The sequence below is a fragment of the Spiroplasma endosymbiont of Sarcophaga carnaria genome (assembly GCF_964019595.1).
Taxonomy (GTDB): Bacteria; Bacillota_I; Bacilli_A; order Mycoplasmatales; family Mycoplasmataceae; genus Spiroplasma; species Spiroplasma poulsonii.
In genome coordinates, this window is sequence record NZ_OZ026456.1 from 982,889 (window position 1) to 1,007,472 (window position 24,584).

The 24,584-nt window shown below is 29.2% G+C and carries 31 protein-coding genes and 1 pseudogene; 25 read left to right on the plus strand and 7 right to left on the minus strand.

Annotated elements, in window-relative coordinates; all coding sequences use genetic code 4:
- Nucleotides 1-7: 7 nt before the first annotated feature.
- The 7 genes from AACK91_RS05655 to AACK91_RS05685 form a co-directional block, all read right to left on the minus strand.
- Nucleotides 8-631 carry an Mbov_0396 family ICE element transmembrane protein gene (locus tag AACK91_RS05655; RefSeq protein ID WP_338964981.1) on the minus strand — a complete coding sequence of 208 codons (624 nt, stop codon included), beginning with the start codon at nt 629-631 and terminating at the stop codon, nt 8-10.
- A 30-nt stretch (nt 632-661) separates the two neighbouring features.
- Nucleotides 662-814: a hypothetical protein gene (locus AACK91_RS05660; RefSeq protein ID WP_338964984.1), complete on the minus strand. Its 153-nt coding sequence runs from the start codon at nt 812-814 to the stop codon at nt 662-664.
- Nucleotides 815-1,226: 412 nt separating this feature from the next.
- Entirely contained in the window at nt 1,227-2,537 is a 1,311-nt protein-coding gene (locus AACK91_RS05665; protein ID WP_338964986.1) for a DNA (cytosine-5-)-methyltransferase, read from the minus strand.
- Between the two features lie 749 nt (nt 2,538-3,286).
- Nucleotides 3,287-3,436, minus strand: coding sequence for a hypothetical protein (locus tag AACK91_RS05670; protein WP_338964988.1), 150 nt, complete (start codon nt 3,434-3,436; stop codon nt 3,287-3,289).
- A 39-nt stretch (nt 3,437-3,475) separates the two neighbouring features.
- Nucleotides 3,476-3,820 (minus strand): hypothetical protein, encoded by a 345-nt coding sequence (locus AACK91_RS05675; RefSeq protein WP_338964990.1) that lies wholly within the window; start codon nt 3,818-3,820, stop codon nt 3,476-3,478.
- Nucleotides 3,804-4,253 carry a hypothetical protein gene (locus AACK91_RS05680; protein ID WP_338964992.1) on the minus strand — a complete coding sequence of 150 codons (450 nt, stop codon included), beginning with the start codon at nt 4,251-4,253 and terminating at the stop codon, nt 3,804-3,806. The genes AACK91_RS05675 and AACK91_RS05680 overlap by 17 nt, the downstream gene beginning before the upstream one ends.
- A gap of 17 nt (nt 4,254-4,270) precedes the next feature.
- Complete coding sequence (locus AACK91_RS05685; RefSeq protein ID WP_338964994.1) at nt 4,271-4,501, minus strand: hypothetical protein; 231 nt, start codon at nt 4,499-4,501, stop codon at nt 4,271-4,273.
- 59 nt (nt 4,502-4,560) lie between these two features.
- Here AACK91_RS05685 and AACK91_RS05690 point away from each other — a divergent pair, with 59 nt between their 5' ends.
- The 25 genes and pseudogenes from AACK91_RS05690 (at nt 4,561) to AACK91_RS05805 (ending at nt 24,584) form a co-directional block, all read left to right on the plus strand.
- The gene (locus tag AACK91_RS05690) at nt 4,561-5,196 is read left to right on the plus strand and encodes a Gfo/Idh/MocA family oxidoreductase (RefSeq protein WP_338964995.1); all 636 of its coding nucleotides are present in this window, start codon (nt 4,561-4,563) and stop codon (nt 5,194-5,196) included.
- A 114-nt stretch (nt 5,197-5,310) separates the two neighbouring features.
- Nucleotides 5,311-5,595, plus strand: a complete 285-nt coding sequence (locus tag AACK91_RS05695) for a hypothetical protein (protein ID WP_338964998.1) — start codon at nt 5,311-5,313, stop codon at nt 5,593-5,595.
- 17 nt (nt 5,596-5,612) lie between these two features.
- A pseudogene (locus AACK91_RS05700) lies at nt 5,613-6,566 on the plus strand (ROK family protein).
- Between the two features lie 19 nt (nt 6,567-6,585).
- On the plus strand, nt 6,586-6,918 hold the full coding sequence (locus tag AACK91_RS05705) for a PTS lactose/cellobiose transporter subunit IIA (RefSeq protein ID WP_338965001.1): 333 nt from the start codon (nt 6,586-6,588) through the stop codon (nt 6,916-6,918).
- A 5-nt stretch (nt 6,919-6,923) separates the two neighbouring features.
- On the plus strand, nt 6,924-8,033 hold the full coding sequence (locus AACK91_RS05710) for a MupG family TIM beta-alpha barrel fold protein (RefSeq protein WP_338965004.1): 1,110 nt from the start codon (nt 6,924-6,926) through the stop codon (nt 8,031-8,033).
- A gap of 131 nt (nt 8,034-8,164) precedes the next feature.
- Nucleotides 8,165-8,788 (plus strand): uracil phosphoribosyltransferase, encoded by a 624-nt coding sequence (gene upp, locus AACK91_RS05715; RefSeq protein WP_338965006.1) that lies wholly within the window; start codon nt 8,165-8,167, stop codon nt 8,786-8,788.
- 49 nt (nt 8,789-8,837) lie between these two features.
- Entirely contained in the window at nt 8,838-9,218 is a 381-nt protein-coding gene (locus tag AACK91_RS11605) for an MG406 family protein (protein ID WP_419335376.1), read from the plus strand.
- Entirely contained in the window at nt 9,208-10,029 is an 822-nt protein-coding gene (locus AACK91_RS05720; RefSeq protein WP_338966580.1) for a F0F1 ATP synthase subunit A, read from the plus strand. Before AACK91_RS11605 ends, AACK91_RS05720 begins: the two co-directional genes overlap by 11 nt.
- 51 nt (nt 10,030-10,080) lie before the next feature.
- On the plus strand, nt 10,081-10,368 hold the full coding sequence (gene atpE, locus AACK91_RS05725; RefSeq protein ID WP_040094327.1) for an ATP synthase F0 subunit C: 288 nt from the start codon (nt 10,081-10,083) through the stop codon (nt 10,366-10,368).
- Between the two features lie 49 nt (nt 10,369-10,417).
- The gene (gene atpF, locus AACK91_RS05730) at nt 10,418-10,945 is read left to right on the plus strand and encodes a F0F1 ATP synthase subunit B (RefSeq protein WP_338965011.1); all 528 of its coding nucleotides are present in this window, start codon (nt 10,418-10,420) and stop codon (nt 10,943-10,945) included.
- A gap of 6 nt (nt 10,946-10,951) precedes the next feature.
- Entirely contained in the window at nt 10,952-11,497 is a 546-nt protein-coding gene (locus AACK91_RS05735) for a F0F1 ATP synthase subunit delta (RefSeq protein WP_338965013.1), read from the plus strand.
- Nucleotides 11,498-11,514: 17 nt separating this feature from the next.
- Nucleotides 11,515-13,086: a F0F1 ATP synthase subunit alpha gene (gene atpA / locus AACK91_RS05740; RefSeq protein WP_338965015.1), complete on the plus strand. Its 1,572-nt coding sequence runs from the start codon at nt 11,515-11,517 to the stop codon at nt 13,084-13,086.
- A 15-nt stretch (nt 13,087-13,101) separates the two neighbouring features.
- Nucleotides 13,102-13,959, plus strand: coding sequence for an ATP synthase F1 subunit gamma (atpG, locus tag AACK91_RS05745; RefSeq protein ID WP_338965017.1), 858 nt, complete (start codon nt 13,102-13,104; stop codon nt 13,957-13,959).
- Nucleotides 13,960-13,974: 15 nt separating this feature from the next.
- Nucleotides 13,975-15,372 (plus strand): F0F1 ATP synthase subunit beta, encoded by a 1,398-nt coding sequence (gene atpD / locus AACK91_RS05750; RefSeq protein WP_338965018.1) that lies wholly within the window; start codon nt 13,975-13,977, stop codon nt 15,370-15,372.
- 1 nt (nt 15,373) lies between these two features.
- The gene (locus tag AACK91_RS05755) at nt 15,374-15,637 is read left to right on the plus strand and encodes a FoF1 ATP synthase subunit delta/epsilon (RefSeq protein ID WP_127092524.1); all 264 of its coding nucleotides are present in this window, start codon (nt 15,374-15,376) and stop codon (nt 15,635-15,637) included.
- Nucleotides 15,638-15,736: 99 nt separating this feature from the next.
- Nucleotides 15,737-16,567 carry a Cof-type HAD-IIB family hydrolase gene (locus tag AACK91_RS05760; protein ID WP_338965021.1) on the plus strand — a complete coding sequence of 277 codons (831 nt, stop codon included), beginning with the start codon at nt 15,737-15,739 and terminating at the stop codon, nt 16,565-16,567.
- A 14-nt stretch (nt 16,568-16,581) separates the two neighbouring features.
- Nucleotides 16,582-17,433, plus strand: coding sequence for an HAD family hydrolase (locus AACK91_RS05765; protein WP_338965023.1), 852 nt, complete (start codon nt 16,582-16,584; stop codon nt 17,431-17,433).
- A gap of 84 nt (nt 17,434-17,517) precedes the next feature.
- Complete coding sequence (gene secG, locus AACK91_RS05770) at nt 17,518-17,814, plus strand: preprotein translocase subunit SecG (RefSeq protein ID WP_338965025.1); 297 nt, start codon at nt 17,518-17,520, stop codon at nt 17,812-17,814.
- Nucleotides 17,815-17,891: 77 nt separating this feature from the next.
- On the plus strand, nt 17,892-20,009 hold the full coding sequence (gene rnr / locus AACK91_RS05775) for a ribonuclease R (protein ID WP_338965028.1): 2,118 nt from the start codon (nt 17,892-17,894) through the stop codon (nt 20,007-20,009).
- Nucleotides 20,006-20,458, plus strand: coding sequence for an SsrA-binding protein SmpB (smpB, locus tag AACK91_RS05780; RefSeq protein WP_419335379.1), 453 nt, complete (start codon nt 20,006-20,008; stop codon nt 20,456-20,458). The genes rnr and smpB overlap by 4 nt, the downstream gene beginning before the upstream one ends.
- Before the next feature lie 114 nt (nt 20,459-20,572).
- Entirely contained in the window at nt 20,573-21,331 is a 759-nt protein-coding gene (locus AACK91_RS05785; RefSeq protein WP_338965033.1) for a hypothetical protein, read from the plus strand.
- Between the two features lie 102 nt (nt 21,332-21,433).
- On the plus strand, nt 21,434-22,390 hold the full coding sequence (locus AACK91_RS05790) for an alcohol dehydrogenase catalytic domain-containing protein (RefSeq protein ID WP_338965035.1): 957 nt from the start codon (nt 21,434-21,436) through the stop codon (nt 22,388-22,390).
- A gap of 74 nt (nt 22,391-22,464) precedes the next feature.
- Nucleotides 22,465-23,451, plus strand: a complete 987-nt coding sequence (gene ftsY, locus AACK91_RS05795) for a signal recognition particle-docking protein FtsY (protein ID WP_338965037.1) — start codon at nt 22,465-22,467, stop codon at nt 23,449-23,451.
- The gene (gene ylxM, locus AACK91_RS05800) at nt 23,451-23,771 is read left to right on the plus strand and encodes a YlxM family DNA-binding protein (RefSeq protein WP_338965040.1); all 321 of its coding nucleotides are present in this window, start codon (nt 23,451-23,453) and stop codon (nt 23,769-23,771) included. Before ftsY ends, ylxM begins: the two co-directional genes overlap by 1 nt.
- 12 nt (nt 23,772-23,783) lie before the next feature.
- Entirely contained in the window at nt 23,784-24,584 is an 801-nt protein-coding gene (locus AACK91_RS05805) for a TIGR00282 family metallophosphoesterase (RefSeq protein WP_338965043.1), read from the plus strand.

Sequence of the window (24,584 nt, forward strand, 5' to 3'; positions counted from 1 at the left end):
CCATTACTTATGGCGAAATAATAAATAAGAAAAACAATTCGATTATTTTTTGTACCAAAGCAATTCCAATCATAAACATTGCAAATAGCATAAATCATACTCCAAAAACTTCGGCAATCATATTAAAATCACCAATATTGTCAGGATAGGAATAATTGCTTGGTATATTATCACCACTACCATCTCAATGTTTGTTTCCGATATTGTATAGATAATTGGCAATATTTCCGTTTTCGCCCCCAAATCCAGATGTAATCATTTTGGCAATGTTAGCAATTGCAAAATTTGCCAAAAAGAAAAAGATTGGAATTAAAAATATAAAAATAAATGCCTTACTACCATTTTGTAAGGCAACAATAAATTTTGTTTTTGTTTCGCTGGCATCTTGAAACAAAATTTTAATCATGGTAATTGTAAATATTAAATAAAATAAACAAAGAGCCGTTATGACAAAATATCAAAATGCCATTGGGATATTTTGAAAACTAAATTCTTGTTTTGATCCAAACATTAAATCACCAACCACACCACCTGTTAAATAATTTAGAACAGTGTTAAATGATGCAATTAACTGCAATGGCCCTTGTACAAAAATCGATCATATTAGTTTATATAGTGCATTAACTATCATAATTTTTCACCTCCTTTCATTTTTTATCAACTATGTTCCAATACTAGGGTTATATGTTTTGATAACTTGTAAAACAACATTCATAATGGCAGTAAGTACCAATATAGATATAATTGCTCCAATTGGGAATTTTAAAGCACTTAAATAATTTGCTCTTTCTTCCGGACTATCTGCACTTCGCATAATTGAAACTAAAATAAAAATTAGTTTTCAAATCGCAAATATAACTACAATTACTAAAAAAACACCAAATACAACATTACTTCATAAAGTAATAACATCACAATTATTTCTCTAAAATTTGCCGTGTTGTTTGATTTCATATTTTCCTCCTCCTTTGTTATTTTAAAAATTTGTTTTTGTTAAATTTGTTTATTTGTCAATAAAAAAGATTTTTATTTTTTTGATAGTGTTGTTGATGATTATTAAAATAATTTTTAATATTGTTTTTCTTAGTCATTTTTATTTTTCCTTTCAAAAGGAAGACAAAATAAATGCAACAATAAATCACCGAGCATAAAATCACAATCAATTCCGAGGGTAATTAAAAATAAAATGGGGGAAATTACTAGCAACAAAATTCCAATAATAATTGTTAAAGGATATAAAAGTCATTTTCACCAAACTTTTCTTTTATTTTGCATCTTTTATCTTTCCTTTCTATTTGAAACATTGATATAAATATTTTTTCTAACACATTAACAACAATACTGTTGCCGGCTTGTTTATAAAGTTGGGTTTCTGAAACAACTTTGCTTGCTTTATCAAAATCTTTATTACTAAATCCCATTAATAATCAACATTCTCGCGGAGTTAATACTCGTAAAAAATATTCTTTTTCATCAATTAAAAAATATAGTATTTTACTACTATCTTGTTCTTGTAATTTATGGTTATCAACGATGATTTTATTGATATTACTTGCTGCGATTGTTCCCATATAATTATTTCCTGTTTTTCAAAACTGATTATATGAACCGTTAACTAGTAAACCATCTTTTGCTCGTGGTAAAACAATAAAATTACCATAATCCTTAATTGGCAATGCAATTTGTGGTGGTCTTCCTTGTGCTGTTGTAATGGTTGGAATAAGATTATTTTTTGTTATGTCATTAAAAATATTAACTTGATTATAATTTCTCAGATTAATAATTAATTTTCCATCATTTAATTTTTTTATATAATTGGGAATTGCAATAATTCCTGCGTTTCCTCATCGCATTTGTTTTGTTGTAATTGTATAAGCACATTTTTCAATGATTTTAAGTTTATTGTTTTCAATTGCTTTTTTCATTGATTCTTGCCGAATAAAATATTTTTCATTCACATTATTTTCTAAAATATCTTTTACTAAAAATTTCAAATTACAAGGTTGGGGATATTGAAATTTAAAATCTTGTTTTAATGTTGAAATCATAAACAATCGTTTTCTATTTTGGGGAATTCCATAATCTTTGGCACTCATTGTAAAATATTGGTTATTATATCCTAATTTATTAAGTTGATTTTGTAGATTTTGAAATCCAACAAAAAACTTTTTACTTAATAAATTTGGTACATTTTCCATTAAAAGATATTGGGGTTTTATTGTCATTGTTTTTATTAAATCAACAACTTTGTAAGCTAAACCACTTCGTTTGCCATTTAATCCTTGGCCATTATTATTGGCATTTGATATGTCTTGGCATGGAAATGATCAAGTTATTAAATCAGCATACGGTAAAGTTTCTAGTTTAGTAATATCACCTAAATTAGGGGTTTCATAATCATTAAAAATTGCTCGGTATGATTTTTCAGCGTATTTATCATTATCACAAAAAGCAACTACTTTATGGTTAATTTCAATCTTTTCTAATGCTCTTCTTTGACTTCCAATCCCAGCAAATAATTCAATTACTTTAAGCATAATAAATCATCGTTCTTCCAATTTTTCTTTTATCTAAAATGATTCATGGATTGGGATATCTATAAGAACAAAAAAATAATATATGGATATTGTTTTCATTATAAGTATTATGAATATATTTACAAAACGGACAATTAATCATTGCCGCACCTCTTTCTAAAAACAAGATATTAATTATCTTGTTTTGTGTTATTTTAATTATTTATGTTATTTTTAATTTAATCTGTTATATGTTTTCATTATTTATATTGTTTTTGTTTTGTTTTTTATTTTTAATTAATTGTAAAATTTCAAAACAAATACATAATATAACTCCGCCACCAATAACAATATTAAAAATACAAACTACAACATAAACAAAAAGACCCCCACCATCATTTATTCATTCTCTACATAAAATTAAAAATGTAGTCATTAAAACACACATTATAATTGATAAGCAACTAATAAATAATTTTAATAAATTAATTTCTTTTAAAAATTTTTTCACATTAAATCATTCCTTTCTTTTTTAATTTTTTTGTTGTTTTTTATTATCTATAAATTCCAAGACTTCATGGAAAGTTGATAGTACAAACAAACTACCAAAAGTAAAATTAATAACACAAAAATAAATATATATTGGAAAAAATAAATTTTCTTTTGATGACCACTCTCTACATAAAATTAAAAATATAGTTGTTAAAATAAAAATTATAATTGATAGGTAATTTATTTAAAAAATTTTTTCACATTAAATCTTTCCCTTCTTAATTTCTTTTAACTTCATCCAAAATAATTTTTATATTTTTAATTTTTGTTTTAATTTTTTCTAAATCTTTCTGGTCAAAATCACTATTTTTAATTTCACTTAGTAAATTTAAAGCACTATTTAAATTTTTTATTTGTTTTTCTAACAACTTAATTGCTTGTTGTTTTTGTTCGTCTGTAAACTCATTTTATTTTTTACATAGTAAAATTTGATATTCACAATTATTTAGTTCCGACATTTTGATAAATTTTTCTGTTTGTGTTTGTTTTAATTCTGTTTGATAATCTTCTTCACCTTCATAATCCTTTTTACTATTTTCAATTTCTTTAATTACTTCATCATATTCTTTAGTTTCTGCTGTAATCTCTTGTTTTAATTTTTCATAGTAAAAAATGTCTTTGATTATTGGTTCTTTTGGTTTTGTTGGTGGTAAATGTGGTTTGTTATTTGTAATATTACCACAGCCTATTAAACTCACTGTGTTCGTACACGATAACGAAAATATTGATAATAAACTAAACAATTTTTTCATATTTGTTGTATCCTAAATAAAAACCATTATCTCAATAATTGGGGTTATCAATATTTTCTAAATCTTCTAGTAGTTGTTTTTCTTCTTCTATGGAAAATTTTTGTTGTGTTGTTTTGTTATCATAATTATTGTTATATTTATTTAGTAAATCATTATTATTATCATTTTTGTTTTGCAAATTAAACTTCTTTTTGTTTTCTTGCTTTAATTTTTCAAAAGATAAAATTAAATTTTTTCCCACAATATTGCCACTTTTGTTATTTAAGATATTATTTACTACATAATTTTTATTTTCATCAATTTCTGTTTTTAAATTTTCTAAAATTTCTTCTTTTTTTGTTGCCACTTTAAATTCACAAAGAATTGTTTTTTTTGTTGAAAAAACAGCACATTTTGAACTATTTCCCCCTAAATCAATTGCCAAAACATTCATAGTATTTTATTTCCTTTCTATAACTCAATAATTTGTTTATCATTAGTATTATTAGTTAATTCTAGAATTTTAATAATTTCTAGTGAAATAGCTTTTGTAACAATGTTTGATTCTATTTTTTGATTTTTTCATAGTTCATAAATGTGGTCAATTTCAAAACATAATCCTTCACCAGCTGTTTTTAGTTGTTCATTAACATTTTTAAGTAAATTTCCTTGTAAATCATACACTTGATAAGTATATGCCATATGACAAGAATCTTTATGATAATCAACATGAGATTTTTGATATCAATAAGGAGGCTTAAATGAAAATAGTTTTTATTGGAGCAGGACGAATTGTAAAATGATTTTTAGATGATTTAAAAAATACTAAATATTACGATAAGATAACCTTATTTGGGATTTATAACTTAACACATGAAAAAGCGTTCCAATATCAATCTGAATATCAAATTCAAAAAGTTTATCAATCTTTAGATGATTTTCTTCAAGATGCAGCAAACTTTGATTTGGCTTATATTGGAACAAGTGATGCCACCCATTATGAAATTGCAAAGCAATTATTGATTAATAAAATTAATGTTTTTTGTGAAAAACCATTAACATTATCATATCAAACCGCAAAAGAATTATATGATTTAGCAACTACTAATAATGTTTTGCTATTTGATGGTATTAAAACTGGCTTTTCACCGGTTTATCAACTAATGCGCAAAGATATTGAAGCTGGTTTAATTGGAACAATTGAATATTTAAGTGCTAGTCATTCTAAGGTTTCAACAAGTGGCAAGAAACCACAACCAATTTGAAATGATCCAAAATTTGTTGGATTGCATCTCGCGGGAGGGATGTATGCTTTATTTATTGGCCTTGATTTACTAGGACCAGCGCAGCTAGTAACACATTTAAATAATGCTTATGCAACCCATAGGGCGATTTAAACTTCTGTTTTAAATATTCGTCATAAAAATAATGGTATTTCAACAATTTTAGCAAGTGATAATTTATCCAGTGATTTATCTGCTCAAATTTTAGGAACAGCTGGGTATATTAAATTGGGGGGTAATTTACAAAAATATCATGTTGATTATCATAAAGATTCTTGTCATATGGCATATACTTATCAAGTGTATGATTTACAAGGAAATTTACTTAAAAATGTTAATGAACAACTAAAAACAGCTGGTGAAGGATTATGTTTTGAAATTGACCACATTTATGAACTATGAAAAAATCAAAAAATAGAATCAAACATTGTTACAAAAGCTATTTCACTAGAAATTATTAAAATTCTAGAATTAACTAATAATACTAATGATAAACAAATTATTGAGTTATAGAAAGGAAATAAAATACTATGAATGTTTTGGCAATTGATTTAGGGGGAACTAGTTCAAAATGTGCTGTTTTTTCAACAAAAAAAACAATTCTTTGTGAATTTAAAGTGGCAACAAAAAAAGAAGCAATTTTAGAAAATTTAAAAACAGAAATTGATGAACAACTAATTAAATATCACATTGATTGATCGACAATAAGTCAAATTGGTTTTGCTATTCCTGGTTTTTTAGATGAAAAAGGGGGAATTGTTGTTTTAGCGGGTAATTTAAATTGACATTATTTTAATATTAAAAAAGAAGCAGAAAATCTTTTTCAAAGACCAGTGCATATTATTAATGATGCTAATGCTGCTGTATTAGCTGAATATTGAGATCGCATTTATGATAAAAAAGAATCATTATTATTATATACTCTCGGAACTGGCATTGGTGGTGGTATTGTTTTAGATGGTCGCTTATGAACTGGGGCAAATGGATATGCGGGAGAATTTGGCCATAGAGGTTATTTTCAAAACCGTTTTCCTTGTACTTGTGGTTTACAACATTGTATTGAACCAGTTTCGTCGGCAACGGGCTTAACAAGATTAATCAACCAAGTGGCTGATGAAAAACAAGAAAGTTTATTAGCTACTTTAAAAAAGAACTTGCAATGTGATTTAAAATTAGTTGACATTAAACCATTATTTGATAAGAATGATGAAATTACAATTGCAACGATTACATAAGGATTAATTCCACTGGCCGACCACATTGTTACAATGTTATATACTTTAAACCCCGAAGTAATTATTTTGGCAGGAGTAGTTACTAATTTGGGGGTAAAATTAAAACAAATTCTTGAAAATTTAGTAAAAACACGAATTGGTGATTTTATGTTAAAAACTTTTAAAATTGAAATTTCTAATTTACAAGATAAAGCAGGAATGTATGGGACGGGATATTATGCCCTTTCGAAGATAAACGAGGTAAAATAAAGAAAAGGAGAAAATTATTATGGAACAAGTAAATTTTGAAGAAGTATCATTTGGAATTATTACTTTTGCTGGAATGGCAAAGTCAAATGCTTTAATTGCAATTAAAACAGCAAAAGAGGGAAAGATTGAAAATGCGAATAATTTAATTACAGAAGCAGAACAAAATATTATTGAAGCAGAAAAACAACATATGAGTATTATTCAACAAGAAGCCCAAGGTGTTAAACACCAAGTTCCGGTGTTATTTATTCATGCTGAAGATCAAATGATGACAGCACAAATGGTTATTGAACTTGCAAAAGAATTTATTGATTTATATGATAAATTACAAGCAAAAAAGGTTTTAGATTAATTATCATGCGTATTGGTATTAGTTTATATCCACATTTGATTAAAGCAAACTATGATTTAGAAGGATATTTGATAAAGTGTGCAAAAGGACAGATCAACGTTATTTTCACTACTTTAATTAATGCTAAAAAAGATGACAAAGAATTATTGCAACGGTTTTTAACTTTAACGAAGATAGCTAACAAGTTAGGAATGGAAGTTTATGGTGAAGTCGATGATACTGTTTATGATGAATTTAAATTAGATAAGAATAATCGTGAAGAAATTATGCATTTTTTTATCGCAGAATTAGGATTAAAAGGAGTTCGTTTTGACGCAGGAGTTAGTGCTGAAGGAATTGCAAAGTTAACGCATAATCATGAGAATATTAAAATTATTTTAAATAGTTCAAATCCAGCGCAGGAAACCCCATATTTACTTTCCTTACAAGTAAAGAAAAGTAATTTAGTAGCATGCTGAAATTTTTATCCACAACGTTATACTGCTAGTTCATTATCATATTTTGTTGAAAAAATGAATGCTTTGAAAGCAACGGGGATTTTATCACAGGCCTTTGTTGCTTTACAACGTGTCGATGCGCAAGGTCCTTGACAACACAATGATAAACTACCAAGTATTGAAATGCACCGTGATTTGGCACTAGATTTTCAAGTTCGTCATTTTGTTGCTCTAGGTGTTGATGATATTATTGTTTCAACACAATTTTTAAATGATGATGAATTGATGACGTTAAATAATATTAACTTATCTCAAATAACGTTAAATTTAAGACCATCTGTTGAAATTACCGCAGCAGAAAAAACAATTTTGAGTGATAAAAGGGTCCATTTTGTCCGTCCATATTTGGCAGAATATATGATTCGTAGTACTTTTTCTCGCTTAAAATATCATGACGATGATATTCCACCTCGTCACTTTGAAGGAAAATATTTTGAGAAAGGTGATGTTGTTATTTTAAATAATGAAGCTCAAAACTATCGTGGCGAATTACAAATTGTTACGAAACGAATGGCCAATGATGGCATTCGTAATTGAGTTGGACAATTGGATGAAAACGAGCAAAAGATTGTTGATTGTTTAATATCAAATCGTGAGTTTAGTTTTAATTTAATTTAGCAAAAAACTTAACAGTTTGTTAAGTTTTTTTGTTTAAGCATTTTAATTTTTATGGGTAATTGTTTATTAAACCTTGGTATCTTTTCTTTATTTATGTTAAAATCTAATAAATTAAGGAGGAAAAATAATTAATGTCATTTACGGTAATAAAACACCCCCTAATTTTAGATAAATTAACAAGGATGCGTAAGAAAGAAAGTAACTCAAAGGTGTTTAAGGAAAATCTAGATGAAATTGCCCAATTAATGGCTTACGAAATATTTCGTGAGATTGAATTAAAGGAATTTAAAATTGATACACCAGTAGCAAAAACAAAAGGATATAAAATTGCGAATGATATTGTTTTGTTTCCAATTTTAAGAGCCGGTTTAGGAATGGTTGATGGAATTATTAATTTAGTTCCAAATGCTAAAATTGGTCACATTGGATTATATCGTGATGAAAAAACACTAGAACCTCATGAGTATTTTGCTAAAAAACCAGAAAATATTATCAAGGCAAATGTTTTAGTTTTAGATCCAATGTTAGCAACAGGAGGTAGTGCTAATCTTGCGATTCAAAAGGTAAAAGAATGAGGAGCAACTAATATTAAACTAGTATGTTTAGTTGCTGCACCAGAAGGTAAAGCATATATTGAAAAACATCATCCTGATATTGATATTTATGTTGCTGCTTTAGATGAACGATTAGATGGATATGGTTATATTATTCCAGGTCTAGGTGATGCAGGAGACCGTATTTTTGGAACTAAATAAAAAGAATAAATTACATTGAAAAAAACATTTTAAAGGTGTAGAATATAAAATGTCAATAATAAATTTAATTATGTTTTTAGGAATATTTGCGATATTGACGATTATATATTTGACTTTAAAACAGGACTGAACTTTATACTCGGGATTAGTCTTAGGGTATTTGTTTTCTCTTATAGGTTTCTTAATCATTTGCTTTTCGGGATGATTGTTAAGTATAAGTTTAAATAAGTACTTTTTTATCTTATTGTACCTAGTTCGCTTAGTTATTTATTCTATACCAATAGTTATTTATGCTAAGAATACTAGTTTTTTTAGTATATATACGGTAATTGTGGGTATTAGTCTTTGTCCTTTATCGTCATTATTTGTTAATATTAAATTTTCAAGTCATAAGCACAGAAAGGAAGGGATAAATGGTGATGAAAGTTAATTTTTGTCAACTTTTTGCAATGGATTTAATTCCTGATCCAAATAAAACTGGAATGGACGTATGAAGTTATACAATTTTATTACCGCAACTAGTAACGATAGTATTAACTACTTTTATTATTATGCTTTTATCAATTGGTTATTATAAAAGGTTAAAAAAAATTGGTCCAACTGATGTTCCAACAGACTTAGTACTTTTTGCTGAAATTGCAATTAAATGAGTTGAAAAGCAAGTTGTGGACTTAATGGGACCAAAATATAAATTTTTAACAGTTTATGTTATGTACTTATTATTGTATGTTGGTATTGGTAATTTAATGAGTGTTGTTGGATTTGATTCACTGGCAACAGCTTATACAGTGCCACTATCAATGGGGTTAGTTACTTTTATTGGAATATATTATTTTGGGATTAAATATCAAAAACTAATGTATTTTAAAAAATTTATTGTTAACCCATTAGAATTATTAACGCAATTTGTGCCGTTAATTTCAATTTCATTTCGTCTATTTGGAAACATTTTAGGGGGAACAGTTATTATTGCTTTATTTACCGCTTTAATGAGCTTTATTTGAGGACAAATTCCTTATATTGGGCCAGTTGATTTATTAGCGGGAGTATTTTTACCATTTTTAAGTATTTATTTTGATGTTTTTGATAGTCTAATCCAAGCGTATATTTTTTCTATCTTAACAATTGCGTATTGGGCGATGGAAATGCATACTGATGAAAAAACCGATAAAGAAAAAACAATTAAATTAAAAAAACATAAAAAAATAAAAAATGTTCAAAATGTCCACTTAAATAGGTAAAAAAGTATTAAAATAAAATTATATATTTTTAAAGAAGAGGAGAATTACAATATGTTAGATTTAATGTCAAATATGATTGGCGTATGATTAATGGCAGGAATTAATGATGGGTTTACCAAAGGAATGTCTTTATTAGGAGCAGGATTAGCTGCGATTGGATGTTGTGGTTCAGGAATTGGACAAGGATACACTGGGGGGAAAGCAGTTGAAGCGATTGCTCGTAATCCAGAAGTTGAGGGGAAAGTTCGTACCCAATATATTATTGCTGCTGCTATTACTGAATCAGGTTCAATTTATGCATTAGTTATTGCTATTATTTTAGCATTTGTTACTGGTTAATAATTAATAATATTAAAAGAATTTTAAAACAGAAAGGTTTGGATGTCTTATGTTATGATTAATGTCAAAACCAATTGAGCCAGCAGAAATTATTAATCAACTATTTCCAAATTTATGAATTTTTATTGCTCATGTTATTGCAACAATTATTTTACTAATTTTATTATCAAAATGAGTATATAATCCATTTCGTAAAGCAATGCGTGCTCGTCGTAATAAAATTCGTGAATTAATTCAAGATGCTGCTGATAAACAAGCAAAAGCAACAATTGATCAGAAAGAAGCATCAAAATTGCTGACAACAGCAAAAGTAGAAGCTAATGGGATTCTTGCTGATGCGCGGACTGAAGCAGAAACAAAACGACATCAAGTGTTAGAAACAGCAAAAGCGGAAGTAGTTCGTTTAAATGAACAAGCACATAAAGAAATACAAAAAGAAAAAGAACAATATAAAGATGATATTCGAAAATCAATTATTAATATTGCGTTTAATGCAGCTGAACAATTATTAGAAAACGAAATAACAAAAGAAAAAAATGAAAAATTAGTAGAAGATTTTATTAAGGATTTAGACTAGAACATTATGTTAGTTAGTGAAAAATTTATTGATAATTACGCTGCTGCTTTAATGGATTTAGCGCTTGAAACAAAAAAACTTGATCATTATTTAGAAGTAAGTAATATGATTGTTGAATTATTTAAACAAGATCCAGAATATGTTAAATTAATGATGAATGCTTATATTACTAAAGAAGAACGCAAAAAAATATTAGCGAAACCATTTCAGAAGGCGGTTGATCCGTTAATTCTAAATGCGCTTTTTTTATTAATTGACCGAGAAGCCTTTTGTTATGTTCGAAGAATTTTTAAGCGTTTGCGAAAAATTATTAATATTAGTTATGATGTTCAATATGGTAATATTTTTTCAATACAACCGTTAACAAAAAAACAAATTGAAATAATTGAGAATAAATTAAGTAAAAAATTTGGATATCATATTGAATTAGTTAATAAAATTGACCCATCATTACTTGGTGGTGTTCGCGTTAAAATTAAACATGAAATTATTGATGGTTCGATTGCGGGCCAATTAGAAACAATGCGCCAAAAAGCAATACATAATAAATAGAAGATGGGGTGGAAAAAGTGGCTTTAAATATAAATGAAATTTCTGAAATAATTAAAAAACAGATTAAAGAATATGGAAAGAAAATTGAAATTCATGAAGAAGGAACTGTTGTTACCGTTGGCGATGGAATTGCTTTAATTGATGGACTTGATAATGCGATGATGAGTGAGTTATTAATTTTTCCAAACGAAATTTATGGGATGGTGCTAAATTTAGAAGAAGGTGCTGTTGGTGCTGTATTAATGGGAGATGATACAACTGTCCGTGAAGGTGACCAAGTTCGTCGTTCAGGAAAAATTGTTGAAACACCTGTTGGCGATGCTCTATTGGGTCGTGTTGTTAATGCTTTAGGTCAACCAATTGATGGAAAAGGACCATTGAAAGCAACAAAAACAAGACCAGTTGAAAGAATTGCGCCAGGAGTTATGACTAGAAAATCAGTTGACCAACCGATGGAAACAGGAATTATGACAATTGACGCGATGATTCCAATTGGAAAAGGGCAACGGGAATTAATTATTGGTGATCGTCAAACCGGAAAAACAGCAATTGGAATTGATACAATCTTAAATCAAAAAGGAAAACATGTAAAATGTATTTATGTTGCAATCGGACAAAAAGCATCAACTGTTGCTCAAATTGTTGAAAAACTGCGTGCAGCAGGGGCGATGGAATATACGACTGTTGTTTCAGCAACAGCAAGTGAATTAGCACCATTGCAATATTTAGCGCCTTATACTGGTGTGACAATTGGAGAAGAATGAATGGAATCAGGCGATAATGTTATTATTATTTATGATGATCTTTCCAAACATGCTGTTGCTTATCGAACAATGGCTTTGTTATTACACCGCCCACCAGGTCGTGAAGCGTATCCGGGGGATGTTTTCTATTTGCATAGTCGTTTATTAGAACGAGCAGCGCGAGTAACAAAAGAATATGGGGGTGGAAGTATTACCGCCTTGCCAATTGTTGAAACACAAGCTGGTGATATTTCTGCTTATATTCCAACAAATGTTATTTCAATTACCGATGGTCAAATATTTTTAAATAATGATCAGTTTAATGCTGGAATTCGTCCTGCTGTTGATGCTGGGTTATCAGTGTCACGGGTAGGATCAGCGGCGCAAATTAAAGCAATGAAACAAGTAGCGGGTTCTTTAAAATTAGAATTAGCACAATATCGTGAACTGCAAGCTTTTGCTCAATTTGGTTCGGATTTAGATGATACAACGAAAGAAGTATTAGAGCACGGAAAACGGGTAATTGAAATTTTAAAACAAAAACAATATGCCCCGCTTTCACAAATTGACCAAGCAATTATTTTATTAGCAGTTAATAAAAAAAGAATTCGTTGAGTTCCAGTTGATAAAATTCAGGAGTTTAAGGAAGAAATTATTGAACATTTTGATATAAAAGCAAAAAAATATTATGATGAATTAGCGCAAGAAAAAGCTTATAGCGAAACTTTAATGACAAATATTGATCATGAAATTATTAGTGTTGTGAAAAAAGTTACTAACAAAATTGCAGATTATAATCCAGAACGATTTGGGCGAATTGAAGAATGAAATAAACTAGGACGATAAAAAAGGTTATTAAGAATGGCAGTCGGAACAGGTTTAAAAAAACAAATTACTTCAATTAATTCAACTTCAAAAATAACACAGGCAATGAAGTTAGTCGCTACCGCAAAATTAAAAAAAGTTGGAAAACGAATTTCTAATGCAAAACCATATTTTGCTGAAGTTTATACCGTTTTTAACGATATCATTAGTAAAGCTGATGATTCAATTTATCAGAAAAAAGGCCCAACTAATGCTAGTATTAAAACTTGTTGAATTATTGTTAATTCAAATCTTGGTTTATGTGGTGGTTATAATATTAATATTAATAAATTAGTTTTAAAAGAATTGCGTCCAAATGATTGTATTATTGCAATTGGGTCAAAAGCAGAATCATTTTATCTTCATAAAGGTTTTAAAATTATGCATGCGAAAAAAGACATTGATATTAATTTTTCATATGATGATGCTCGTGAATTTGCTCAAGAAATTCTATCTGGTTTTAATAGTAACACTTATGATGAAATTAAAATTGCTTATACAAAATTTATTAATAATGTTACTTTTGAACCAACCATCTTACAATTGTTGCCAATTGTTAAAGCAAGTAGTAAAGAAGAAACTAAACACCCACATGTTATTACTGAATTTGAACCAGACCCAGCAATAATTTTGGAAAATGCAGTACCAATGTATTTAAATACAATTTTATTTTCAACAATTGTTGAGTCACAAGTTTCTGAACAAGCATCACGAAGAGTAGCAATGGAAAATGCAACCGATAATGCTAACGCAATGTTAGAAAAGTTATCATTATTATATAATCGTAAGCGTCAAGCAGCAATTACTCAAGAAATTACGGAAATTGTTGCTGGAGCAGGCGCACAAGAAAATTAAGAGGTGATTAGAAAAATGGAGAAAAATGGAAAAGTAGTACAGGTATTAGGACCTGTTGTTGATGTACGGTTTGCCGAAGAATATTTACCTGAATTGTACAATGCGATTATGGTTGATAATAATGGAACTAAATTAGTTTTAGAAGTTGTTCAACACATTGGTGATGATACTGTTCGGACAATTGCGTTAGGACCAACCGAAGGAATGGTCCGGGGAATGGAAGTTATTGATACCAAAGCCCCAATTACAGTTCCTGTTGGTGAAGAAGTGCTGGGAAGAATGTTTAATGTGCTTGGGGAAGCAATTGATGAAAAACCGCAACCAAAAACAAAATTAATGCAACCAATTCACCGTGAGGCACCATCCTATGAAGAACAACAAACAACTGCTGAGATTTTAGAAACAGGAATTAAAGTTGTTGATTTATTAGTACCTTTTGCAAAGGGAGGAAAAATTGGATTGTTTGGAGGAGCCGGAGTTGGAAAAACTGTTTTAGTACAAGAATTAATTAATAACGTTGCAAAAGCACACGGAGGAATCTCTGTCTTTGCTGGTGTTGGTGAACGAACTCGTGAAGGTAATGATTTGTATTATGAAATGATTGAGGCTGGTGTTATTGACAAAACAGCATTAGTGTTTGGACAAATGAATGAAACACCAGGTGCTCGTATGCGGGTTGCTTTAACGGGATTAACAATTGCCGAATATTTCCGTGATGATAAAAACCAAGATGTTTTATTATTTATTGATAATATTTTCCGTTTTACGCAAGCTGGTTCTGAAGTTTCAGCCTTATTAGGTCGTATGCCTTCAGCAGTTGGTTATCAACCAACATTAGCAACAGAAATGGGAGCATTGCAAGAACGAATTACTTCCACTAAAAAAGGAAGTATTACTTCCGTTCAAGCCGTTTATGTTCCAGCGGATGATTTAACTGATCCCGCACCAGCAACAACGTTTGCTCACTTAGATGCTAAAGTTGTTTTAGATCGTGAAATTGCGGCATTAGGAATTTATCCGGCGGTTGATCCACTAGGAAGTTCATCACGATTGTTAGATCCATTAATAGTTGGTGAAGAACATTACGAAGTTGCACAGGGTGTCCAAGAGATTCTACAAAAATTTAAAGAGTTACAATCAATTATTGCCATTTTAGGAATGGATGAGTTATCAGATGAAGATAAGTTAGCTGTTGCCCGTGCAAGAAAAATTCGAAACTTTTTATCACAACCGTTCTTTGTTGCTGAGAAATTTTCAGGAAAACAAGGAAAGTATGTTCCTGTTGTTGAAACAATTCGTGCTTTTAAAGAAATTTTAGCGGGAAAATATGATGATTTACCAGAGCAACCGTTTTTATATGTTGGAACAATTGATGAGGTTATTAAAGCAGCAACTGCTTTAAAACATAATTAAAATGGCTAATCAAATTGCTTTAAAAATTATTACTCCACAAGGGGTAATTGTTGATAATCCAGTTGATATTGTGACAGTAAGAACAATTACTGGTTATATGGGAATTTTGTATGGTCATATTCCGCTTGTTTCAACGCTTACTCCATCAGAAATGTCATATAAAATTAATAATCAAGAGCACAAGTTAAACATTGGGGGAGGAATTTTACAAGTTGAACAAGAATTTGTTAAAATTCTAACTGATGAAGTTGAAGTTATTAATTAAATAAGAAAAAATAAAATCTCTTTTTGAGATTTTTTATGTTAATTATAGTAAAAACACGATAAGATAATAAGTAATAGGTAGTAGAAAGTGGGAATTCCTATGGCAGTAAAAATGATTGTTTGTGATATTGATGGGACATTAGTGACAGATAAAGAAAAAGTGATTCCATTAGCTAATATTGAAGCATTAAAAAAGGCCCAAGCCGCCGGGATTTTAGTAACAATTGCATCAGGACGAGTACCAAGTAGTCTCTATGATTATGCTATGACGTTGGGGATTATTGATAATTGTCAGTATGTTGTTGGTAGTAATGGTGGTGCTGTTTTAAATTTAAAAACTAATGAGTATGTTTATGATGAAATAATTTCATATGAAGATACGTTATGAGCAATGGCAATTGTCAAAAAATTTGGTTATGATTTTTATTTAGCTCCTCTTGATGAACAAAAGGCTTTTGTTTCACGGAAAAATGTTATCACAGAAGATACTTTTTTATTTCGTAACAGTGATATAAAACCAGAACTATTTGATTGAAATAACATTCCGCAAATGCGCAAAGTTGTTATTTCTTGTCATGATGAAGAAAAACAAAATTGATTACGTCAACAAGTTGCTGTTAGTGCCACGTTACGTACGGAGGTTACTGGCTATCGTTTTATTGAAATTATTCCAAAGAATGTTAATAAATGGCAAGGAATCTTGCGATTAACGGCGGCGTTGAAAGATAATGCAAATATTCACATTGACTGAGATGAAATTATGTGTTTTGGTGACCAAATGAATGATTATGAAATGATTAAAAATGCAAAATATGGCATCGCGTTAGCTAATGCGACACAACAATTAAAAGAAGTTGCAACAGCTGTTACGAGTAAAGATAATAATGCGGCAGGAATTGCAGATTACCTTTATCAAACTATTTTAAAATAGAAAATGAGGTCCAAATGTTAAAAATTAATGATCACGAAATTAAGTTAATTGTAACTGATGTTGATGGAACATTAATTACCGATCACCAAGAGTTACCCGTTATTGTTCAAAATAAATTAATTGTTTTGCAAGAACAAGGGGTTTATGTTTCAATTGCTTCAGGACGAATGCCGTTGGGATTTGATAATTATACAACAGCATTAAAAATTAAGGATTATTCACAATATGTCATTGGAGCAAATGGGTCATTAGTTTACAATGCGAAAAATAACAAAATTGCTTATAGTAATTTATTGACTGTTGATGATGTTCGTGCTGTTGTTACAATTTTATTAGAATACCAGTGTGAGTTTACTATTTCATATGAAAATGATAATACTTTTTATTGTGCTGGTGAAGTCCTTTTAAAAGCGAAGTCCGAGCCAGGCGCTTTTTTAGATGGAATGAAAATAGCAAAACCATTTCAGTTTGATGAAATTAAACGCGCAAATAAAATTGTTGCAAAACATCTGTCGCGAACAGTTTTTCACGAAATGTTTCAGGTGTTGAAGCAAATGCAAAATATTAATGTTGAGCAATTATCAGATTATGGTTGTGATATTGTTCATGTTCAATCAAACAAAGGTGAAGCAATTTTGCATTTAGTTGATATTTTAAACCAGACCCAAAAGACAAATATTAAAATTGAAAATGTTTTATACTTTGGTGATAATTATAATGACCGTTCTGCTTTTGAAGTTTTGCCATACGCTATTGCAATGGAACATGCCCCAACGGAAGTATTAAAACTAGCTTTTGATGTTGCGGGCAGTAATAATGCCGGTGGAATTTATCATTATTTAAATAAACTTGAACAAAATAATTAAAAATTACCGTTAAAATGCTATAATTTTCTTGATATTATAGTATGATTAATAAGGACATAAATTAAGTTAGAGAGGACGGTTTTAATGAGCCTATCAAGTATGATGCTTTTAGCAATTGATTCACAAACAGCTAATACGGTTATCTATGTTTTTGAAATTGTGGCATTAATTGTTTCAATTATTATGATTATCATTGGGTTGCTGCAAAACAAAAAAGCCCAAACTGGTTTAAGCGCTTTGAACGGTGGTAATGATGAATTATTTGCTAATAGTAAAGAAAGAGGATTAGACTGTACATTATCAATTTTTATGTTAAGCTTTGGATCAACATTATTAATTGTTACATTGTTGATAAGTTTATTGACCAAAGTGTTACTTTAAAAAAGTAGATTACTAATAATGGCATTAATTTTAAAGAGATTTAAAAATGTCTCTTTTTTCATTTAGGGGGAAGTTGTATGCATGATCAAATCATTGCGATTTTAAAAAAACAAGCAAAGCCGATTGATACAATTGAATTAGCACAACTATTGGCAATTAATAATATTGATGATAATAAGATGATGTTAAAAACTTTAGTTGAACTAGAAAATGATAATATTATTGCGGTTGCAAACCACAATCGTTTTTACTATTTAGATCCAAAAGTTTATTTACAAGGAGTTGTAAGTGTTAATAAAAAAGGATTTGGTTTTGTTAAAATTGGCGAAGGCCAAGAAGAGTATTTTATTAAGCAAGATGATTTAAATAATGCATTAGATCAAGATTCTGTTTTATTTGTTTTAAAAAAACATAAACCTAATAATAATGCCAGAAAAATTGAAGCACAAGTTATTAAAGTTGTTAAACGAAATAATGAATATGTTGTTGGAGTTGTTAAAAAAAATCGTAATAATCAAAAGTATCTAGAAATTTTAAATAATAAATTAACACAGTATCGTGCTGAAATTATTAATTTTAAAGAAGCAATTGAAAATACAATTATTAAAGGGAGCATTGTCAATATTAATAGTAAGACCAATTTAATGCAAGTTAAGATTGCTGAAATTATTGGCAATGCTAATCAAGTTGGTGTTGATGTTTTAGCAGTCTTACATGAATTCAATATTCCCACTAAATTTAATGAGCAAGTCTTACGTGAGGCCAACCAAATTAAACAAGAGCTTGATGTAACAGAAGCATTAAAAAATAAATTACGTCGTGATTTACAAAATGAAATGTTTGTAACAATTGACGGTAATGATTCAAAAGACTTCGATGATGCAATTTTAGTTAAGAAAAATGCGAACGGGAATTACTTACTATCAGTTGCAATTGCTGATGTTGCACACTATGTTCCCTCGAATAGTGCCCTTGATAAAGAAGCCTTTGACCGGGGGTGTTCAATTTATCTAATTGATCGGGTTGTGCCAATGTTACCAGAAAAATTAAGTAACGGTATTTGTTCGTTAAATCCGTTTGAATCACGTTTAACATTAACTTGTGAAATGGAAATTGATGGACAAGGGCATGTTGTTACTTCAAGTATTTATGAATCTGTTATCATTTCAAAAGCACGGTTAACTTATGATGAGGTTAATAAATTTTTTCAAAATGAAAAAAACCAAATTCCTCTTGCGTTAACAGAGATGCTTTCTTTGGCCCATCAGTTGTACCAAATTTTAGCAAGAAAAAAACAACAAGATGGTGTTGTTGATTTTGATTTAGATGAACCGAAATTTATTGTTGATAAAAATGGTAAAATTAAAGATATCATTACTATTGAACGTGCGGATGCTGAAAAGTTAATTGAAAGTTTTATGATTCGTGCAAACAAAACTGTTGCTGAAACAATTTACTGAATGGATTTACCATTTGTTTATCGTATCCATAATAAACCAAAACCAAAAAAATTATTTGATTTGTATACCCAGTTGTCTTATTTGGGATTAAATATTAAAGGTAAAATGGAAAATATTCATTCTAAAGATTTACAACAAATTTTAAATAAATTAAAAGACAAAGAAAACTTTAAAGTTATTTCAGCATTAGTTTTACGCAGTATGGAAAAAGCTAAGTATATTCCAATTAATGATGGCCACTTTGGATTAGCGTCGTGGTGTTACACGCATTTTACTTCTCCAATTCGGCGTTATCCCGATTTAATTGTCCATCGATTATTAAAAGAATATTTGTTTCAGGCAAAAGTTAAAGTTACTGATTTGGAACAAACACGCGCTTTGGTTGGCCATGCCAGTCAGCAATCATCATTAGCAGAGTTACGAGCAATGGAATGTGAACGAGAAGTTGATAAGATGAAAGAAGCAGAGTATATGGAAAGCAAAATTGGTTATCAATATGATGGAATTGTGGCTGGTGTAACGGCATTTGGAATTTTTGTTGAGTTACCAAATACGATTGAAGGATTGGTTCACATTACTGATTTAAATGATGACTATTATCCTTTTGATGAAAAAAGTTTAAAATTAGTTGGAGAACGAAAACGAAAAGAATATTTTTTAGGAAAAAAAGTTCGGATAAGAGTTAAAAAAGCAAGCAAGAAATTACGACAAATTGATTTTGAATTAGTTAATTAAGCAAGGAGTTGATCATAATGTTAATAATTACAATTAATAAGCGTGCACGGTATAATTATGAAATTATTGAAACTTATGAAGCGGGCCTTGCTTTAACAGGAAGTGAAATTAAATCAATTCGAAATAATGATGTTTTAATTAATGAAGCATTTGTTATTATTCGTAAAAAGGAAGCATTTGTTATTAATATGGTGATTGCACAATATAAATTTTCAACAGCTTATGTTCCTGATGCTGATCGTACCAGAAAACTACTTTTACATAAATCTGAAATTAAAAAGATTTTGCAACGAATTAAATTAGAACGACTAACAATGGTTCCATTAAAGTTGTATTTAAAAAATAATTATGCTAAATTGGAAATTGCTCTAGTTCGTGGGAAGAAGAATTATGATAAACGAGAACTAATTAAGCAACGTGATAATGAACGTTTACGTCAAAAGCGTTAATAAATAAAATAAAAAGTTGGGAAGGTTAGGGTTTGCGGGAGCTAGTGCCCTCCTTTTTATTGCGGTTTGTAGTATAATTAATATGGTAATTTTTTTAACTAAGGGGTAAATAATATGAAATGAGATCCACAGCAAACTATTGAAATATTAAAGGAATATGTTTATAGTAAAAATCGAATTGATGAATATCGTAATCGAGTTGCCTTATCAAATTTACAATTGCCACCTTTTTATGTCAAAGAAAATAATAATCAGTCAATGTCATCGGTTGTTGTGCGTTTCATTAATGAAAAAGAAATTAAAAAAACATATGATAAGGAAACTTATCAATGAATTGTGACAAGTTTAGAAGAAACAATTTTAAATTCACTAAAAATGGCAGAAAATATTGTTGGTATTCATCGTCATGAAGATATTTATTTAGCATTATATGAAGATGATGGTGATTTAGATTATTTAATTGAAATTGCTAATTATATTAATACAACTGTTAAAATTATTAACTATACGTTATATGAAAAATATCAAACGGTAAAAGAAGTAAAAGTTGGAATTGGAATTGCAAATGATCCTTCCGAAGAAAAAATTTATGATTTAGAAGATAGTTTTTTAGTTCCCTTTGATGATCGCACAAAAGATAGTGTCAAGTTAGCAGAGATGTATGCAGCAGAAGTTATTATGTTTAATAACTTACCAGTTTGTACTGATGCATGAGTTTTTGTGAATTTAAATGATGAGAATCAGGAATTAATTCGAAAAAATTATCGCCAATATTTTAATACTAAAATGCCACACCAACGATTATTTACTGATTTAGTTGATCCTAAGATTGGACTAGAAATTGAACAGGGAACATTACAAGTTTCAGAATAAGTTAAAACAATGTTATTTAAAGTTGTTCTAGCTTATTCTTTTTTATTTGATATTTTTATTATTTGGGTATAATCATAGGTAGAAGGAAAAGAGGGCAAAAATATGAAAGCATTAATTTTTAAAGGAAAAAATAAAATTGAATGAACAGAAACAACGGAACCAGTTATTGTCGAACCGACAGATATTATTGTAAAAATTGAAGGGTTTACTTTTTCATGTGCCGATTATCGTCCTTATTTGGGCCAAGAAGATAGTGTTGCTCTAAATACAATTATGGGACACGAAGGGGTTGGTATTGTGACTGCTGTTGGTGTCAGTGTTATTAATCTTAGGGTTGGTGATCGTGTCGCAATTGGTTGTATTACGCATTGCAACATTTGCCAGTGGTGTCTTCGAAAAGCTTTTGCAAAATGTGTTAATGGTGGTTTTATTTTGGGAACAAAAATTAATGGAACGCATTCTGAATATGTTCGCATCCCATATGGTGACAATAGTGTAATCAAAATCTCTTCTACAATAAATTTAGCTGATGCATTAATGCTTAGTGATGTTTTACCAACGGCTTATGAGAATGTTATCAAAAAAGTTGATTTTCAAAATATTAATAATATTGCAATTATTGGTGATTGTCCAATCGGCCTTGCAGTTCTTTTGTTAATAAATAAATATCATAAAGAAGTTGATGTCTATGGTCATCATAGTCGAAAATTAGATTATTTTGAAAAACTTGGAGCACATAAGGGATATTATAGTACTAAAACTATTCTTAATATTAAATACGATTTAGTAATTGAATGTGTTGGGAATGATCGGGGAACCTTTGAACAAGCTCAACAAATGGTTAATTTTAATGGTACAATTATTACAATCGGTGTTTTTAATAAATCTGTTGTTTTTAATTTACAACAATTATGATACCAAAATATTACTGTTCACACTGGGATCTTAAATGTTTATACTCTTGATGAATTAGTTACAAAAATTGAAGCAAAGGAAATTTCACCAATGCAGTTAGTAACAAAAGCTTTTAATAAAAATCAAGTCTTACAAGGCTTATAAAGCTTTTATGGACAAAGATATATTTAAAGTTGTGGTGAAATTATAGTACGAAATAGAATAGGGTGAAGTTAAAAATGGGTTTTTTCCAAAGATTAAAAGCAAAGCGAGAAGAAAAAAAACAAGTTAAATTAGAAAAAGCATTACGTAAAACAAGATTAACTTTTTCAAATGATATTAAAAAATTAGCAAATAAATATAAAGAATATGATGATGAATATTTAGAAGATTTAGAAGCAATTTTGATTGCTAGTGATATGGGAATGAACATGGTTTTGCAAATTACCGATCAAATTCGAAAAAAAGTGCAAAAAGGATGAAGCATTGATGATACTAATGATTATTTGGTCGAAGTAATTATGGATTTATATAATGATCCCAAAAGTAAACAAAACCAATTAAATTTAAAAGATAACCGTTTAAATGTTATTTTAATGGTTGGTGTTAATGGGGCTGGAAAGACAACAACAATTGCCAAATTAGCTAAACAATTTCTTGACCAAGGGAAAACTGTTTTATTTGTTGCGGGCGATACGTTCCGAGCTGGAGCTGTTGAGCAATTAAACCAATGAGCAATGCGATTAAAAGTTAATATTGTCAAACCAGTTAAAGAAGGACAAGACCCCGCCAGCGTAATTTATGATGGTTTAATAAAAGCAAAAAACGAACAAGTTGATGTCGTTATAATTGATACGGCAGGGCGTTTACAAAATAAAGTCAATTTAATGAATGAATTAGATAAAATTAATCGCATTATTAAACGAGAAATTTCTGATGCTCCGCATGAAACATTATTAGTAATTGATGGGGTGACTGGTCAAAATGGGATTTCACAAGCAAAGAATTTTTCAGAAGTGACAAATGTGACCGGGATTGTCTTAACGAAAATGGATGGAACTGCTAAGGGTGGTGTTGTTTTAGAAATTAAAGATCAGTTAAATATTCCAGTTAAATTAATTGGTCTTGGTGAACAACCAGAAGATTTACAAGAGTTTGATATAGAACAATATATTTATAATTTGACAAAAGATTTATTTAATCATGATGAAGTGGATGAAGCATAATGAAAGATTTAGAAAAATCAAATGAATTAATTATTTTATATGATTTATATAATTCGTTATTAACACCTAAGCAAGTTGAGTATTTTGAATTATATTTTTTTGATGATTATTCTTTAAGTGAAATCGCTGGGCAAAAAAACGTTTCTCGTAATGCAGTTTATGATTCATTATTAAAAATTACAAACGCATTGCACAAATTTGAAAATAACCTACAATTAAGTTATACACAACAACAACGTGAAATTTTTTGTCAACAGTTTGATAAAATTGATGAATGTGTTCCATTAATAAAAAAATTAAAAGAAATTGATAATGATTAAGGAGAGGCTCGAATGAATATTTTAATGATTGGTGATATTTATGGTAAGACTGGTCGGATAGCAGTTAATAAGTATTTACCTTTACTAGTAAAAAAATACAACCTACATTTAGTTATTGCTAATGGTGAAAATACAACCCATGGGAAATCTATTTCAAAGCACCATTACAATGAATTAAAATCATATGGTATTAATATTATTACTTCTGGTAATCATATTTTTCGTAATCCTGAAGTATTAAATTATATTGAGGAAGTTAATGACTTATTGAAGCCAGCAAATATGAATTCATTTACGCCGGGGAACGGTACTGTTAAAATTAAAATTAATAATAAGAAAATCCGGATAACTAATTTAATGGGACGCAGTTTTATGGACCCAGTTGATAATCCCTATGCTGTTTTTGAAGAAATTATGGTAAATGATGATAGTGATTTACATTTTGTTGATTTTCATGCAGAAGCTAGTGCTGAAAAATTAGCATTTGCTTGAAATTATGATGGCATAATTACTGGTTTTTTTGGAACACATACGCATGTGCAAACAGCAGATAACCGGTTATTACCACGAGGAACAGGATATATTACTGATGTTGGAATGTGTGGAAGTTATAATTCAATCATTGGGGCTAATCCCACTGAAATTATTATTAAAGAAAAAATGGGGTTACCATTACGATTTGAACCAGCAGAAAATGATGATCAATTAATTTTTTCTGCTGCGTTATTAGAAGTTGATGATAAGACAAATAAAGCAGTTAAAATTGAACGAATTTTAATTCGCCCGGAAAATGAAGCAGACTTTTTGAAATAA